This is a genomic window from Mesorhizobium sp. M1B.F.Ca.ET.045.04.1.1 (assembly GCF_003952465.1).
Classification (GTDB): domain Bacteria; phylum Pseudomonadota; class Alphaproteobacteria; order Rhizobiales; family Rhizobiaceae; genus Mesorhizobium; species Mesorhizobium shonense.
On record NZ_CP034448.1, the window covers coordinates 2,318,231 to 2,333,040 of the forward strand.

Here is a 14,810-nt window from a genome sequence, read left to right on the forward strand (position 1 = left end):
CATGCAGCCGGCCACGACGCGGCCGGCGCTCCATCCCGACAGAAAACAGCCGATGATCAAGCTTCGCCGCATGACCAGCCTCCAGCGCACGCAGCAGCGCATGGCCGTGCTGTTCATCCTGCCGGCTTTGGCCGTCTACGGGCTGTTCGTGCTTTACCCGCTGCTGATGTCGCTATGGGGCAGCTTCTTCGCCTGGAAGGGGCTGCGCATGCAGGAGTTCGCGGGCCTGGCGAACTTCTCGCGCCTGTTCGTCTTCCCGAGCGGCGCGCGGCTCTATGGCGCGCTCGGGCACAACGTCGTCTGGTTCTTCGGCATCATGTTGCTGCAGAACGGCCTCGGGCTCTTGTTCGCCTGGCTGCTCTTCCTGCGCGACAAGGGAGCGGCCTTCTTCCAGTCGGTGTTCTTCTTCCCCGCGGTGCTCAGCCCCGTCATCGTCGGCGCGCTGTGGCGGCTGCTTCTGGCGCCGGGCGGCATCGTCGAATGGGCGCTGAACGGCCTCGGCCTGCATCAGGGGAGCCTGACGGTGCTCGGCAACAGCCACACGGCGCTTGGCATGCTGATCGCCGTCGATGCGTGGAACTGGATGGGCCTGCCGGTGCTGATCTACACGGCTGGCTTGAGACAGATCTCCGGCCAGATCTTCGAGGCGGCGAAGCTCGACGGCGCCGGCAATGCGCGCATGCTGTTTTCCATTGCGCTGCCGCTGTTGATGCCGGCGCTCGGCACGCTGACCACGCTTTCCTTCATCAACACCTTCAACCAGTTCGACATCGTCTATGTGATGCAGGGCGTGCAGGGCAATCCGAGCTATTCGACCGACACGCTGGTCACCTATTTCTACCGGCTGGCCTTCGGCGCCGAGGGCGCGGTCGGCATCACCGATATAGGGCTGGCGCTGGCGCTCGGCACCATGCTGTTCCTCATCCTCAGCATCGGCACGCTTTTGATGCTGCGCTTCTTCGACAAGCGGACGATTGAGTTATGAGCGCGCTCGCTATCCCGCAGGGGCTGGCGCGGCTGCCCGGCTGGACCGTCCTTTTGCTTTGGACGGCGGCGGTGCTTTTGCCGCTCTACATCCTGGTCGTCTCCTGCTTCAAGACGACGGCCGAAATCTACGACAACCGGCTCGGCTTGCCGCAGAGCTGGGCTCTCGACAATTTCGTCCGCGCCTGGACACGCGCCGACCTCGGCCACAACTTCATCAACAGCCTGATCGTCACCGGCGGCGCGGTGATGCTTACCATCGTCGTCTCGGCGATGGCCGCCTATCCGCTCAGCCGCTACAGGCTCGGCTGGAACGCCATCATGCTGGGCCTCTTCCTTTCCGGCATCATGCTGCCGATCAGGCTCGCATCGGTGGAGCTGTTCACGCTGATGCGCAGCCTCGGCCTGCTCGATTCGCTGACCGGGCTGATACTGGTCTATTCGGCGATCCGCATTCCCTTCGCCGTCTTCATCTTCGCCAATTTCATGCGCGTGCTGCCCTCCGAGCTAGACGAGGCGGCGCGCATGGACGGCGCCGGCGAGACGCGCATCCTGTTCCAGATCGTGCTGCCGATGGTGAAGCCGGCTGTGTCGATCGTCGCCATCTTCACGGCGATCGCGGTGTGGAACGACTTCTTCTTCCCGCTGATCTTCATCTTCGACGACCGCTACAAGACGGTGCCGCTGGCGATCAGCGTCTTCGTCGGGCAGTTCCGCACGGATTGGGGCCTGGTGTTCGCTTCGCTGGCGATCTCCATGGCGCCGATCCTGATCATGTATTGTTTGCTGGCGCGCCAGATTCGCGAGGGCGTCGGCGCCGGGGGAGGCATGAAATGATCGAGGACAAGGTCTATGCCGCGCGCTCGATCCTGGTTGTCGGAGCGCATGCCTTCGACGCCGAGGTCATCGCCGGGCCTCTGGCGGCGGCAGCGGCCAAGGGCGGCGCCCAGGTCACCTTCCTGCATCTCTCGATGGGCGAGCAAGGACACCCTTGCCTGATCCCGGAGCAGTATTCGGCGCAGAAGGAGGACGAGGCGGCGAAGGCTGCGGCGCGGCTCGGCGTGTCGATGTTGAGTATGAAACTGCGCGACGCCTTCCTGCCTAACGACAATGCGACCGCCCTGCAGGTCTGCGACGTCATACGCGAGGTGAAGCCGGAGGTCGTCATCACCCACTGGCATGGCAGCTGGCACAAGGACCATCGCGCCGCGGCGCACCTCACCCAGAACGGCATTTTCCTTTCCGCTCTGCCGACGCTGAAACGGGCCCATCCCGCGCATACGCCGCAGCTCCTGCTCTTCGGCGAGAATTGGGAGGACGACGAAGGTTTTCGCCCTGAGCATCTCGTCGACGTCAGCGCCGGTTTCGACGCCTGGCACGAGGCTGTGATGGAATACGAGCTGGCGCGCGGGCTGAGCAGCTTTCCCTATGTCGACTACTACAGCGCGCTCTACAGGCTGCGCGGCTGCCTGCGCGGCACGCGCCATGCGCAGGCTTTTGCTGCCGCCTCGCATTCCTGGAATGCCGGCAGCGGCCTGTTCGCGCCGCCTGCCGACCGGAGGCGCGACACATGACGCGGGTGCTGGCCATCGATCTCGGCGGCACCAATCTGCGGACCGCCGTCTACACAGGTGATATCGCCGCGCTAGCGCAGCAGAGCCACCAGCCGGCACCGGAAAACCTCGATGGTTTCGTCGCCCGCGTCCGTGCGTTTTTGGCTGCCGGCAACATCGAAGCGCTCGGGCTCGCGGTGCCGGGACTCGTCGAAGGCTCCGTCTGCCGATGGATCCCGAACCTGCCATGGCTCGACGGCATCGATGTCGCGGCGCTGTTTCCCGACATCAGTGTCGCGCTCGGCAATGACGCGCAGATCGCGCTGCTCGCCGAAGCGGCCGAAGGCGCGGCCAAGGGCGTGTCCGATACGATCCTGCTTGCGATCGGCACCGGCATCGGCTCGGCGGTGCTGGCCAACGGCCGCATCGTCGCCGGCGCGCATGGCGGCGCCTGCTCCTTCGGCTGGGCCTGCGCCGACATTGACGACCAGGGCGAGGAACGCAGCGGCTGGCTGGAGCGCGTGGCCTCGGGCCGCGCGCTCGATCAACTGTCCACGCGGATCGGGCTCGCGAATGGCGGCGAATTGATCGCGGCCGGCCGGGCAGGGAACCGCGCGGCACTTGCCTTGCTGGAAGAACCGGCACGCCGGCTGGGTACCGCACTCGCCGGCGCCGTCGGCCTGCTCGATCCGGGTGTGATCCTGGTCTCGGGCGGCCTGGCCGATGCGCTGGATGCGATTGCACCGCCGCTGCTTGCGGCGTTACGGCGGCAACTGCCGCCGCATCTGCGCGGCATCGAACTGAGGCCCGGCGCTTTCGGTCCGCGCGCGGGGCTGGTTGGCGCAGCACTTGCCGGGCAGGCGGGGAGCGGGTGGAGGCAGATCCGATGAGCGAAGCGAGCTTTCAGCAGCCGGACCGCAGGCGGCCCGAACCGCTCTGGTATCAGGTCGAGGAGGCGATCCGCGCCATCGTCAAGAGCGGCGAGTGGGCGACCGGCGACCAGATCCCGGCCGAGGACCGGCTCTGCGCGCTGTTCGGGGTCAGCCGCATCACGCTGCGTCACGCGCTGCGCAATCTGGAGGAAAGCGGGCTGCTGAGGCGCGAGCATGGAAGGGGCACCTTCGTGCGTTCCACCACGCTGGTCGCCGGCACGCGCGAGCTCACCAGCTTCACCCAGGAAATGGGCAATATCGGCGTCGTCGCCGGCTCGCGACTGCTCGACTGCAGCCTGACGACGGCCAATGCGGCCGCCGCCGGCGCGCTGGAGATCGAGGAGGGCGATCCTATCGTGCGCATCCGGCGGCTCAGGCTCGGCAACAACGAGCCGATCGGCATCCAGACGGCGCAGCTGGCAGCGGCGCGCGTGCCTGGCTTCCTCGATGCCGGCCTGCTCAAGGGCTCGCTCTACGAGGCGTTGGAGAACCAGTACGGCATCGTGCCGGTCGAGGCGCGCGAGAACTATCGCGTCGGCGCCGTCAGCGGTGCCGATGCCGAACTGCTCGATTTACCGGCTGGCAGTCCCGCTTTCGTCGTTGAGCGCATCACCATCGACGAGCGCGGCCCGTTCGAATTCACCGTCTCCGTCATGCGCGGTGACCGCTACGAGATCCGCTCGACGCTGCGCGCCGGCCGCCCAAACACCAGAAGCTGACACGATAACAGGAGTACCGAAAGTGTCCGATCTCTACATTCCCCGTCTCGTCGCTCTCATCGAACAGGCTTCGAAGGCCAATTCGGAAGCCTTCGGCCAGGCGGCGAGCCGCTTCGCCGACACGCTTGAGAAGGGCGGGCTGGTCCATCTCTACGGCTCGGGCCATTCGGTGCTGCCGGCGCAGGAAATGTTCCCGCGCTACGGCAGTTTTGTCGGCTTCAATCCACTCACCGATCCGCGCGTGATGTGGCACAACGTGCTCGGCGCCGGCGGCGTGCGCGAGCTTTTGTGGCTGGAGCGGACGGAAAAATACGCCGAGAAATTCCTCGACCATCAGCCGCTCAACAAGGGCGATTCCATCATCATCTTCGGCCATAGCGGCCGCAACTCCTCCGGCATCGATACCGCGCTCTATGCCAAGAAGCGAGGCATCTTCGTCGTCGCGGTCACCAGCAAGAACAACCTCGACAAGCCGGCCACGCATTCCTCCGGCAAGCGGCTGGCGGACGCCGCCGATCTCGTCATCGACACCTGCTCGCCGGTCGAGGACGCGGTCGTGCCGATCGAAGGCTGGAGCCGGCCGGTGTCGGGTTCCTCGACGGTGCTTGCCATGATCATGGCGCATGAGCTCTTGGCGCGCACGGCCGAGCAGCTGTCGAAGCGCGGCATCGAGCTGCCGGTCTTCGCTTCGCCGACCATCGCCGGCGTGACGCTGCACGACACCGACGTCATCTACGGCGTCTACCGCGAGCGCATGATCGAGGCGCAGAAGAAGCACCTGCCGGCCTTCCAGGCGACGATGCGCGGGGAATGAATGCGTGGCTCGGGAGGCGTGTCCCTGGCGCTTTCCGGGCTTTCAGATGTCGCGCTGGACATCTCCCCACGCCGAGTGCTTGGGCGGCACATCGTTCTCATCCGGATTGGGGACGGGTTGCTCGTCCGGCAGCCTCTCCGGATCCGGCTCGCGCATCGGCTTCGGGTCGGGAAAAGGCGGCGGCGTGGGGACTGGCGTGGGTGTGGGATCGGGATTGGGTATAATGGCCATTAAGTGATTTCCCTCGTTGCGCTGGCGGGCCGTCCGTCGGCGTGATGCGGTTTCCGGTAACCGGATAATCTGCCCGACCAGAACATGACGGATTGATCGCCGCATCCCCGACACTCATCGAGCGCCCGACTGGCGGCTGACGCTGCCAAAACGGTCATGCCGGCGGATGGTTCCAATGCGAGCCTGCCGCATTCCGGCGGCGCCCGACGCGAATGCCGATCAAATGATTCCCGTAACCCATTTCGGCTCTTGCCGGCGTCATGCAGCGCCTTAATTCCATTGCGGGGCGGGTGGTCAAACTGCCGACATAGGAGGCGGCCTTGAAGTACCAAACCGTTGACCAACTCAATGCCGTTGCCGACGTTCATGCTGAAGCAGCGGTACTTATCGCCAGTCGAGGCCAGCGCCTCGAACGCTGGGCGCAACTTCTCGAGCAAAATCCCAGCCGGCGCCTCTCGGCGCTTGCGGGCACCGAATATGCCACTCCAGAAGTGCGCGAAAGAATGCGTTCCGCCGGATCGCCAATCACTGTCGCCTTCGAAGACCCGATCTTTCGTGCGCAGGGTTTGCAAGACGACACCTACGGCGAAGCGAAGCGCTTCTTCGAGCTCAGCGACTGGCAGTTGCATGAGGTCGTCTGCCATTGTCATGTCGGCGCCAATCTGCCGGCACGCTGGGCGGCGTCCCGCGTTCGCGCGGCGATCTCTCCGGGTTCAGGCATTCTCGCCTGGCTGAGATCGGTGTTCATGCACTGAGGCGATAGCCGCGGTTCGCGGAACCGCGGCTAAGTTCAATACCGGACTTTGCCGGAGGCGGAGGGGAGTTGCCTGCTCTTCCCGCCGGCCGGCAGGGTGACGCCTGGCAGCCTCGCGTCATCAGATCCGTTCAGCGTTGGGTGGAACCGCTGAATTGCCCTCACCGTAGGCAATTCCTGACGGAAAACCGTTACACACTTTTCCTGGAATTGCCCTAAAGTCTTGTTCTCCGGACGGCTTCAGTCAACGATCGATCTCGCCGAACACGATATCCAGCGAGCCTATGATGGCCGCGACGTCGGCGATCATGTGCCCGCGCGACAGATAGTCCATCGCCTGGAGGTGGGCGAAGGACGGCGCGCGTATCTTGCAGCGGTAGGGAACATTGCTGCCGTTCGAGACCAGATAGACACCGAACTCCCCTTTCGGGGCTTCCACCGCGGCGTAGACTTCGCCAGGCGGCACGCGATGCCCTTCGGTGTAGAGCTTGAAATGCTGGATCGTCGCTTCCATCGAGCGCTTCATGGTGGCGCGCGGCGGCGGCGTGATCTTCTGGTTGGGCGCGGCGACCGGCCCCGCGCCGTCGGCCGAACGCAGTTTCTCAAGACACTGGCGCATGATCCGCACCGACTGCCGCATCTCCTCCATGCGCACGAGGTAGCGGTCGTAGCAGTCGCCGTGCTTGCCGACCGGAATGTCGAAATCCATCTCGGGATAGCACTCGTAAGGCTGCGCCTTGCGCAGATCCCAGGCCGCGCCCGAGCCGCGCACCATGGGGCCGGAGAAGCCCCAGGCCCAGGCATCGTCGAGCGAGATCACCCCGACATCGACATTGCGCTGCTTGAAGATGCGGTTGTCGGTCAGAAGGACCTCGAGATTGTCGCAGGCCTTCAGGAACGGATCGCAGAAATCCCAGATGTCGTCGAGCAGCTGCCCCGGCAGATCCTGATGCACGCCGCCGACCCGGAAATAGTTGGCGTGCATGCGGGCGCCGGACGCGCGTTCATAGAAAACCATCAGCTTCTCACGCTCGGCGAAGCCCCAGAGCGGCGGCGTCAGCGCGCCGATATCCATGGCCTGCGTGGTGACGTTGAGCAGATGCGACAGCAGCCGGCCGATCTCGCAGAACAGGACGCGGATAAGCTGCCCGCGCCGGGGAACCGGTAGTTCGAGCAGCTTCTCGGCGGCGAGACAGAAGGCATGCTCCTGGTTCATCGGCGCGACGTAGTCGAGCCGGTCGAAATAGGGCAGGGCTTGCAGATAGTTCTTGTATTCGATCAGCTTCTCGGTGCCGCGGTGGAGCAGACCGATATGCGGATCGGCACGATCGACGATCTCGCCGTCCAGTTCCAGCACCAGCCTGAGCACGCCGTGCGCCGACGGGTGTTGCGGTCCGAAGTTGAGCGTGAAGTTACGGACTGAGGTTTCGGCCATGGCCGGCCCTTCGTGGAATCTGGTTTCTTTCTGGCTGGTGCCTGTCCGATCCGCCGCGTCTCGCGGCGCCGATCATGTCGTTGTCTGGATGATCAGCGTCAGCGTGCCGTCGCCATCGATGTTGGCGGCCACGACCTGCGAGGAATTCAGTCCGTTCGCATGCAGGACCGATACCGCCTCGGGCGACGCATCGATCGATTTCTGCAGCTTGGCCAGGTCCTTGGCAGTCGTCCTGGTGACCACGGCTTCCGCCTGCGCCTTCACTTCAGCGGGAAGATCCTCGATCGCCACCACCACGACACTGGTGAATTTCTGGCCGGAATTGTCCTGATCGGGTTGTGCCTGCGGCTGGTCGGGCGCAGGTTGCTGTGCTGGCGGCAGGGCCTGCGGAGGCTGCGGACCGGCGCGTTGGGCTGAGGCCGGCTGTGCCAGGGCCAGCGCTGAAAGCGTGAGGACCATCGTCAATGTCCGCATCGTCTTTCCTCCATGTCTCGAAGACTGACGACACAACCCCTCCGCCGAGCGATGGTTCCCGGTGAAGGGTGGCAAGCTGACGGCGAAGCTCGGCGGAGCCGGCATGGCCGTCATCCGCTGCCGAATGGAAATTTCAAACAGCCAGCACCGACAGCGCCGCCGCCTGCAGGCGCTCGAACGCCGCAAAGCGCCTGTCGTGCCAGGCGGCTAGCGACGAGTTGGGCGAATAGACCTCGCCCACTTCCGACATCGCCGCCATGGCCGCCGGAAGGTCGGGGTGGCGGCCGGTGGCGACGGCGCCGAGCATCGCCGAGCCGAGCAGTACCGGCTCTGGAGACGTCGGCGCGTAGACCAGTTTGCCGGTGGTGTCGGCGATGAGCTGCCGCACCAGCGGGCTCTGCCCGGCGCCGCCGCTGATGGCGATCGTGTCGATATTGATGCCGCAGGCGCGCATGGCTTCGAGAATCTGCCGGGCGCCATAGCCGAGGCCGCAGATCCCGGCGAGATAGAGCGCGACGAGGCTGTCGGCGCCGGTTGCCATGTCCAGCCCGGCAATCAGTCCGCGCGCGTCGGGATTGGCCAAGGGGGCACGGTTGCCGAGAAATTCGGGAACGACGTGCAGCCCGCCGATGACCTTGTCCGCCCTGGCCGCGCCGCCGTGCCGCTCAGCCTCTTGCGCCAGCCACTGGCTGAGGCTCCGGCCGCTGCGCGTCGCTATCCCGGCAAGCTCGACGGCGGCAGGGTGCATGCCGACCAGGCGATCGATGGCGGCGCCGGCCGCCGACTGGCCGCCTTCGTTCAGCCACAGGCCCGGCACCATGGCGGAGAAGTAGGGGCCCCACACGCCCGGCACGAAAGCAGCCTGCTCGGTCGTCGTCATGGTGCAGGCGGAGGTGCCGAAGACATAGGCCATGCGCGTCGTGACATTGCCGGCGCCGCCGCGCGCGCCGACCGAGCCGATTCCGCCGGCATGGGCGTCGATCATGCCGGCCGCGACGGGCGTTCCAGGCAGCAGGCCAAACTCTGCCGCCGCCTCGTTCGTCAAGCCGTTGGAGAGCGCGCTCCCGGGCGCCACGATCTCGGTGCCGATCCGCGCGAATTTCTCATCCGCAAGCGCGCCAAGCCCGACTTTACGGAAATAGGCGTCGTCCCAGCGCGCCTCGTGGGCGAGATAGGTCCATTTGCAGGTCACCGTGCAGGTCGAGCGCGCCGGGCTGCCGGTCGCCCGCCAGGTCAGGAAATCGGCGAGGTCCATGAACTGCCGCGCCGCGGCGAAAGTCCGCGGCATGTTCTCGGCGAGCCACAAAAGCTTCGGCGTCTCCATCTCCGGCGAGATGCTGCCGCCGACATAGTTGAGCACGTCCTCGCCGGTTTCGTTGATCCTGCGGGCCTGCTCGGTGGCGCGATGATCCATCCAGACGATGATGTTGCGCTCCGGATTTCCCGATGGGCTCACCGTCAGCGCCGCGCCGCCCGGCCCGAGAACGACAAGCGAGCAGGTCGCGTCGAAGCCGATGCCGCGTACCGACTGGGCAGAAATGCCGGCGAGCGTCACGGCCTCGCGGACGGTGGCCGCAACGGCGCGCCAGATGTCGTTGCTCGATTGCTCGACGATATGGTCTTCGGCATGCCAGACGGCGATGTCGGCCTTGGCGGATGCAAGCAGCGCGCCCGCTTCGTCGAAGACGCCAGCGCGCGCGCTTCCCGTGCCGATGTCGATGCCGATGAAATGGCTGCTCATGACTTCAGATCCTTCGCCCGATCCGTCCGGTTCCTATAGGTCATTGCTTTGCGGCGGGATGACAAGGTCGCGAATGGTGATGTTGCGCGGCCTGGTGAGCATGAACATTGCGCCACGTCTCGATGCCGCTGTTGTCGTGCCGACCGGCTAAGCCGCTTTCGCCATGTTGATGTTGTGCAGTGTCAGCCGCCGGAAGTGCGAGGGCGTCATGCCCTTTTCGGCGAGGAACTGCCGGTTGAAGTTGGAAAGGGTGTTGTAGCCGACCTCGAAGCAGATGTTGGTGATCGAAGCCTGCTCGTCGCTCATCAGCATCTGGCAGGCCAGGTTGATGCGCAGCCGCTTCACATACTGCACCAAGGTCATGCCGGTGTGCTGGCGGAAAGAGCGGGAAAAGACGCTGGACGACTGACCGGCGATGGCGGCCAGATCCGTCTCGCTGAAGGGCTGGGTGAGGTTCTCGCGCAGATAGGCAAGCGCCTTGTTGATGCCGGCCGACATGTAGCCCGACGGGTCGGGCAGATAGCTTGCGCTGGCGAGCATGCGCGCGCCCTCGGCACGGCTGAGCAGCCCCATCATCATCATGAACAGCTCGATGCGGCGCACGCCTTGCGAGTTCATGATCTCTTCCATCAGGGGGCCAAGCTGCCTGCTGGTCTGCCGGCTGAACAACACGCCGCGGCGCGAGGCTTCGAGCACCGGCGTCAGGGCAGCGAGCTCGGGGAAGGTGTTGATGGCGCCGTCGATGAAGCCCTCGTTGAACTGGATGATGCGGCAGCGCAGCGGCACCGTCGCGTCCTTCGGCACATCGCTCACCCAGTTGTGCGGCAGGTTGGGACCAGTCAGCACCAGATTGCCCGGCTCGAACTCGCCGATGAAGTCGCCGACGAAATAGCGCCCGCGCGTGGCGACGATGAGATGCAGCTCGTATTCCGGATGGAAATGCCAGCGCACCGTGCGAAAAGGATAGCCGTGCGACCAGGCGGTGAAAGATTCGCCCGGCCTGATCTGCACAACCTCGAGGTCAGGTTTCATCGCTGTTCCTCCGTGCAAGGCCGTCAGCGCGATCGCCTCGTCGACGCGTCTCCTCCCATCGGCCTCATGCCAGCCAGACTACTGAGCCGACAAAACCGGCGCCACTATGTTCCCGTCCGATCATTGGTACTTTTTTGACTATTCTGAGCCTCCACGACACCGAACCGCGTCTCAAACGACGCCGCGTTCCTCGCTTCGGATGCGGAAGGCGTCGACGGCGATCGCGAGCAGGATCATCGCTCCGCCGATCATCTGGATGTAATAGGCCGACACATTGATAAGCTGCAGGCCGGTCTGGATGACGGTGATCAGCAGCGTGCCGCCGAGCATGCCGATGACCCGGCCGCGCCCGCCGAACAGCGAAACTCCGCCGATGACCGGTGCTGCCACCGCATAGAGCAGCGTCGTGCTGCCGACGGTGACGCTGACGCCGCCGAGATAGGAGGTGTAGAGGAAGCCGGCCACGCCGGCAAGGAAGCCGGAAGCGGTGAAGGCGCCGAGCCTTGCCCGCTTGACGTTGATGCCCGCGGCATTAGCCGCCCGGCGGTTGCCGCCGGTGGCATAGAGGTTCCGGCCCCAGGCGGAATAGGCGAGCACGACATGCGCCAGGAGATAGGCGACGAAAAGGGCGATCGGCATCACCGGCCAGTTGCCGATGGTGGCGCTGCCTATGTAGCTGTAGCCCTCGTCGGCGACGACCATGGTGCGGGCCTGGGTGGCGCCGAGCACCGCGCCCTGCAGGAAAAGGCCCATCGCGAGCGTCGCGATCAGCGAGTTCATGCGCAGATAGGCGACGAAGTAGCCGTTGAGCAGGCCGACGAGGACTCCGGCGACGATGGTGATCAGGACGGCCAGCGTCCAGTGGACGCCGAACTGCTGCATGGCATAGGCGCCGACCATGCTCGAGAATACGAGATTGCCGACCACCGACAGATCGATCTCGCCGATCAAAAGCGTGAAGGAGACCGCCAGCACCAAAACGCCCAGAGTGGTCGCCTGCACCAGCACGTTCTGCAGATTGCCTTCCGAGAGGAAGAACGGATTGAGGAAGCCGGCGAGGATGCTGAACACCACGATCAGGATCCAGACCACATTGTCGAGAAGGAATTTCTTGCTGGCCATTTGCGAGCCTTACCTCAAAACTTTCATCGTGCCGTTCTCGCTTCGGCGATCGCGTCGATGGTTATCTCGGCACTCCGCAAGGTGCGCGCGATACAGCCCTTGGAGAAGATCACCACCCGGTCTACGAGGCGCTGCATCTCTTCCGGGTCCTGGGCGAGCAGCAGCACGCTGACGCCCTTCTTCGTCGCATCGTCGATCAGGCGGTGGATCTGTTCCTTGGCGGCGACGTCGACGCCGACCGTCGGCTCGTCGAGCAGAAGCAGCCTTGGCTTGCGCTCCAAGAGCCGGCCGAGCAGCACCTTTTGCTGGTTGCCGCCGGACAGCTCGCCGATCTCCTGGCCGCCGCTACCCATGACGATATCCATGGCGCCGCGCGCCTCGCGCATGCGGCGGTTCATGCCGGCGCCGCTGACCAGCCAGCCGAGCGAGCGCGGCCAGTTGCCGAGGTTGAGATTCTCCGTCACCGACATCGAGCCGACCAGGCCTTCGCCGATGCGGTCATGGGTAAGATAGGCGACGCCTGAACCGAGACTCTGCCCCGGCGAGCCGAGCCGGACTTGGCGGCCATCGATGAGGACGCTGCCGGCTTCGACGGGCAGCAGGCCACCCAGCGCCCGCATCAGTTCCTGCGGCCCTTCGCCGAGCAGGCCGACGAGGCCGACGATCTCGCCGCGGCCGATCGCGAGATCGACTGGCCCGCCGCCGGGAAAGGTAAGTCCGCTGAGCTCGATGGCGGCGGGATGATCCTCGCGGCTGCGATGGAATTCGGCGACGTCGGCGCCGGTGATGACGCGCGCCATGGCATCGGCCGACAGCTCCGCCGCCTTGCCGCTGGCGGTTACCTTGCCGTCGCGCAGCACCGTGTATTCCGAGCAGAGCTGACGCACCTCGTCATTGTGGTGCGAGATGTAGATGAAGGACGTGCCGCGTTCAGTGAGGCTCTCGACCCATTCCAGAAGATGCAGCCGTTCCGCCGCGGCGAGGCCCGCCGTCGGCTCGTCGAGGATGATCAGCGACGCCTCGGCCGCGACCGCCTTGATGATGGCGAGCCTTCGCCTGTCGCTGGCGTTGAGATCGCCGGCGCGCCGACGCGAGTCAACCGGCATGCCGTGGCTTTCGAGCTGATGCGCCGCAAGCCGATGGAGTGATGTCCAGTCGGTCAGGCCCAAGCGCTTCGGCAATTCAGGCAGTAGAAGGTTTTCGCCGACCGAGAGGTCCTCGAAGATCTCCGAATGCTGCGACAGAAGATGAAGACCGCGTTTCTTGCGCGCCGTCAGCGGCAGGGCCGATACGTCCTCGCCGTTCAACAGGACGGAGCCGCTGTCATGGCGCAAAAGGCCGGCGATGATGTTGGACAGCGTAGACTTGCCGGCGCCGTTCTTGCCGAGCAGGCCATGGATCGCCCCTTTCGACACGGTCAGCGAGACGCCGTCCAGCACCGCAAGCGGGCCGAAGCGCTTGAAGACGTTGTCGACCGTCAGGACAGCATCGGCGCTGTCCGGCGCATGACTATCGGGCACGATCGTGCCGTCGGCGACATTCATCTGGATAACCGGTAGTTCCGAAATGGGGTGAGAACGCGACAGCGTTCCCACCCTTGCTGGCGGCCAATGCATGTCGCCCAAAAGTGCGCAGCGGTTTTGGGAGAACGACATGCATCAAAACAAACACTTAAAGCGCGTCGCCTGAATCCGTTAATGTGCGACGCGCTTCAAGATCTCAGCCGGCGTTCTGCTGCATCTTCCACACCTGGGTCACGACATTGGCCCAGTGACGCGGGTCGTCGGCATTTTCCTTGGTGAGGAAGTAGGGCGGGATGGTCAGCAGCGGACCGGAGGGGCTGTCGGCGATCGTGCCCTTCTCCCAGAAATATTTTTTGTTCTCGTAAGGTCCGATCGGAACCGGCTTGCCCTTCAGCGTGTATTCTTCCAGCAGATCGACGGCGATCTCGACATAGGCGATCGGATCCTGTGCGATATCGGCGTCGATCTCGCCGGCCTTCACCCATTCCAGCGCGTTCGGCGAGGCATCGATGCTGGTGAGGATGATGTGCTTCTCGTGGCCGACCGGGAACAGCCGCTTCTGCGTTTCCAGCGCCTTGCGCGCATCGACCACGAAGATGTCGGTCGGCATGTGGATGGCGTCGAGGTCCGGCCGTTCGCGCAACGTCGCCGAGACCACGGCGAGCGCCTGTTCATGCTGGTTGTTCTGCGGCCGCGAGATGATCTCGATCTCGGGATACTTGCTCTTCAGCGTGTCCTCGAAGCCGTCCTTGCGGTCGCGCAGCGCCACCGCGGTCAGCGAGCCGTAATTGTTGAGCACGCTGCCCTTCGGCGAGCCGTGCTTCTTGGTGAGCAACTCGGCGGTCTTTTCCGCCGCCATGACGCCGGACTGCTTGTTGTCGAACGTCACCGATGCGGCCACCTCGCCGCCGGTGAGCACGGTGTCGACCATGCCGAGCGGCACGCCGAGCGACTTCGCCTTCTTGCTCAGCGGTATGAGCAGTTCCGAGTCCAGCGCGTCGGAAATGAGGTAGCGCGGCTTCTGCAGGAGCAGGCTGTTCCAGTCGTTGACCTGCGCGTTGGCATCGCCGTTGGCGTCCTTGCCGACGAACTCCAGGCCGAGGCTTTCGACCTTGCGCTTCAGCGCCTCCTGCAGCACGACGAAGAAGAAGAAGCCGAGATAGCCGGTCTCCCAGGCCACCACCTTGGATGCCGCGCCCTGCGCCACGGCGCGCTTGCCGCCTGCCAGCAACAGGCCGCCGGTAGCGGCTGCCGCGCTTTGCAAAAGCGTGCGGCGGTTCATCGTAAAGCTCTTGGTCTCGCAACCCATGTCTCGCTCCCTGAAATGGTTGGAATCCTTGGCCGGCGCGGCTTTTCCACGAAGCCACCCGGCAGGGCACGCAGCCCCGGACATCTCCCGGACGTCTCCTCCTCCGGCGATCCGATGTCGATTTCAGGCTAGGCGCGCGCTGTCCGGCCAGCCACCACGTTCCGGGGCGGGTGTTAGTACTTTTTTG

Annotated in this window: 15 protein-coding genes and 1 pseudogene; 7 read left to right on the top strand and 9 right to left on the bottom strand. The window is 64.9% G+C overall.

The window, feature by feature from the left end; all coding sequences use genetic code 11:
• Position 1: 1 nt before the first annotated feature.
• Genes EJ071_RS11395 through EJ071_RS11420 form a run of 6 tightly spaced genes read left to right on the top strand, consistent with a single transcriptional unit; the run spans position 2 to position 5,002 of the window.
• Positions 2-985 (top strand): sugar ABC transporter permease, encoded by a 984-nt coding sequence (locus tag EJ071_RS11395; protein WP_245460203.1) that lies wholly within the window; start codon positions 2-4, stop codon positions 983-985.
• Complete coding sequence (locus tag EJ071_RS11400) at positions 982-1,821, top strand: carbohydrate ABC transporter permease (protein ID WP_126097948.1); 840 nt, start codon at positions 982-984, stop codon at positions 1,819-1,821. The genes EJ071_RS11395 and EJ071_RS11400 overlap by 4 nt, the downstream gene beginning before the upstream one ends.
• Positions 1,818-2,558, top strand: a complete 741-nt coding sequence (locus tag EJ071_RS11405) for a PIG-L family deacetylase (protein ID WP_126097949.1) — start codon at positions 1,818-1,820, stop codon at positions 2,556-2,558. Before EJ071_RS11400 ends, EJ071_RS11405 begins: the two co-directional genes overlap by 4 nt.
• Positions 2,555-3,427 (top strand): ROK family protein, encoded by an 873-nt coding sequence (locus EJ071_RS11410; RefSeq protein WP_126097950.1) that lies wholly within the window; start codon positions 2,555-2,557, stop codon positions 3,425-3,427. Before EJ071_RS11405 ends, EJ071_RS11410 begins: the two co-directional genes overlap by 4 nt.
• A complete protein-coding gene (locus tag EJ071_RS11415) occupies positions 3,424-4,188 on the top strand; it encodes a GntR family transcriptional regulator (RefSeq protein ID WP_126097951.1) in 765 nt (254 codons plus the stop codon). Before EJ071_RS11410 ends, EJ071_RS11415 begins: the two co-directional genes overlap by 4 nt.
• Positions 4,189-4,210: 22 nt before the next feature.
• A complete protein-coding gene (locus EJ071_RS11420) occupies positions 4,211-5,002 on the top strand; it encodes an SIS domain-containing protein (RefSeq protein ID WP_126097952.1) in 792 nt (263 codons plus the stop codon).
• Positions 5,003-5,044: 42 nt separating this feature from the next.
• Here the strand turns inward: EJ071_RS11420 and EJ071_RS11425 are convergent, their stop codons facing one another.
• Positions 5,045-5,224, bottom strand: coding sequence for a hypothetical protein (locus EJ071_RS11425; RefSeq protein WP_245460319.1), 180 nt, complete (start codon positions 5,222-5,224; stop codon positions 5,045-5,047).
• A 329-nt stretch (positions 5,225-5,553) separates the two neighbouring features.
• On the opposite strand from EJ071_RS11425, the gene EJ071_RS11430 reads away from it, so the two are divergent.
• Positions 5,554-5,988, top strand: a complete 435-nt coding sequence (locus tag EJ071_RS11430) for a hypothetical protein (RefSeq protein WP_126097954.1) — start codon at positions 5,554-5,556, stop codon at positions 5,986-5,988.
• Positions 5,989-6,231: 243 nt separating this feature from the next.
• Here EJ071_RS11430 and EJ071_RS11435 read toward each other — a convergent pair whose 3' ends face one another.
• The 8 genes and pseudogenes from EJ071_RS11435 to EJ071_RS11475 all read right to left on the bottom strand — a co-directional run bounded on the left by EJ071_RS11435 (position 6,232) and on the right by EJ071_RS11475 (position 14,623).
• Positions 6,232-7,422, bottom strand: coding sequence for an NADH-quinone oxidoreductase subunit D (locus EJ071_RS11435; protein ID WP_126097955.1), 1,191 nt, complete (start codon positions 7,420-7,422; stop codon positions 6,232-6,234).
• A 72-nt stretch (positions 7,423-7,494) separates the two neighbouring features.
• On the bottom strand, positions 7,495-7,896 hold the full coding sequence (locus EJ071_RS11440) for a hypothetical protein (protein WP_126097956.1): 402 nt from the start codon (positions 7,894-7,896) through the stop codon (positions 7,495-7,497).
• Positions 7,897-8,029: 133 nt separating this feature from the next.
• Complete coding sequence (locus EJ071_RS11445) at positions 8,030-9,637, bottom strand: FGGY-family carbohydrate kinase (protein WP_126097957.1); 1,608 nt, start codon at positions 9,635-9,637, stop codon at positions 8,030-8,032.
• A 33-nt stretch (positions 9,638-9,670) separates the two neighbouring features.
• Positions 9,671-9,745 (bottom strand): annotated as a pseudogene (locus EJ071_RS11450) (glucose dehydrogenase); the annotation flags it as partial.
• Positions 9,746-9,784: 39 nt separating this feature from the next.
• On the bottom strand, positions 9,785-10,669 hold the full coding sequence (locus EJ071_RS11455; protein ID WP_126097958.1) for an AraC family transcriptional regulator: 885 nt from the start codon (positions 10,667-10,669) through the stop codon (positions 9,785-9,787).
• A gap of 171 nt (positions 10,670-10,840) precedes the next feature.
• A complete protein-coding gene (locus EJ071_RS11460; RefSeq protein ID WP_126097959.1) occupies positions 10,841-11,791 on the bottom strand; it encodes an ABC transporter permease in 951 nt (316 codons plus the stop codon).
• A gap of 23 nt (positions 11,792-11,814) precedes the next feature.
• A complete protein-coding gene (locus EJ071_RS11465) occupies positions 11,815-13,335 on the bottom strand; it encodes a sugar ABC transporter ATP-binding protein (protein ID WP_189521447.1) in 1,521 nt (506 codons plus the stop codon).
• Positions 13,336-13,510: 175 nt separating this feature from the next.
• Complete coding sequence (locus tag EJ071_RS11475) at positions 13,511-14,623, bottom strand: sugar ABC transporter substrate-binding protein (protein ID WP_189521448.1); 1,113 nt, start codon at positions 14,621-14,623, stop codon at positions 13,511-13,513.
• Positions 14,624-14,810: the final 187 nt, after the last annotated feature.

Bases quoted from the DNA above. Each gene is read 5' to 3' on its own strand.
- EJ071_RS11455 (WP_126097958.1), bottom strand. From the start codon at position 10,669: ATGAAACCTGACCTCGAGGTTGTGCAGATCAGGCCGGGCGAATCTTTC.
- EJ071_RS11435 (WP_126097955.1), bottom strand. From the start codon at position 7,422: ATGGCCGAAACCTCAGTCCGTAACTTCACGCTCAACTTCGGACCGCAA.
- EJ071_RS11405 (WP_126097949.1), top strand. From the start codon at position 1,818: ATGATCGAGGACAAGGTCTATGCCGCGCGCTCGATCCTGGTTGTCGGA.
- EJ071_RS11440 (WP_126097956.1), bottom strand. From the start codon at position 7,896: ATGCGGACATTGACGATGGTCCTCACGCTTTCAGCGCTGGCCCTGGCA.
- EJ071_RS11445 (WP_126097957.1), bottom strand. From the start codon at position 9,637: ATGAGCAGCCATTTCATCGGCATCGACATCGGCACGGGAAGCGCGCGC.
- EJ071_RS11415 (WP_126097951.1), top strand. From the start codon at position 3,424: ATGAGCGAAGCGAGCTTTCAGCAGCCGGACCGCAGGCGGCCCGAACCG.
- EJ071_RS11465 (WP_189521447.1), bottom strand. From the start codon at position 13,335: ATGAATGTCGCCGACGGCACGATCGTGCCCGATAGTCATGCGCCGGAC.
- EJ071_RS11400 (WP_126097948.1), top strand. From the start codon at position 982: ATGAGCGCGCTCGCTATCCCGCAGGGGCTGGCGCGGCTGCCCGGCTGG.
- EJ071_RS11395 (WP_245460203.1), top strand. From the start codon at position 2: ATGCAGCCGGCCACGACGCGGCCGGCGCTCCATCCCGACAGAAAACAG.
- EJ071_RS11475 (WP_189521448.1), bottom strand. From the start codon at position 14,623: ATGGGTTGCGAGACCAAGAGCTTTACGATGAACCGCCGCACGCTTTTG.
- EJ071_RS11460 (WP_126097959.1), bottom strand. From the start codon at position 11,791: ATGGCCAGCAAGAAATTCCTTCTCGACAATGTGGTCTGGATCCTGATC.
- EJ071_RS11410 (WP_126097950.1), top strand. From the start codon at position 2,555: ATGACGCGGGTGCTGGCCATCGATCTCGGCGGCACCAATCTGCGGACC.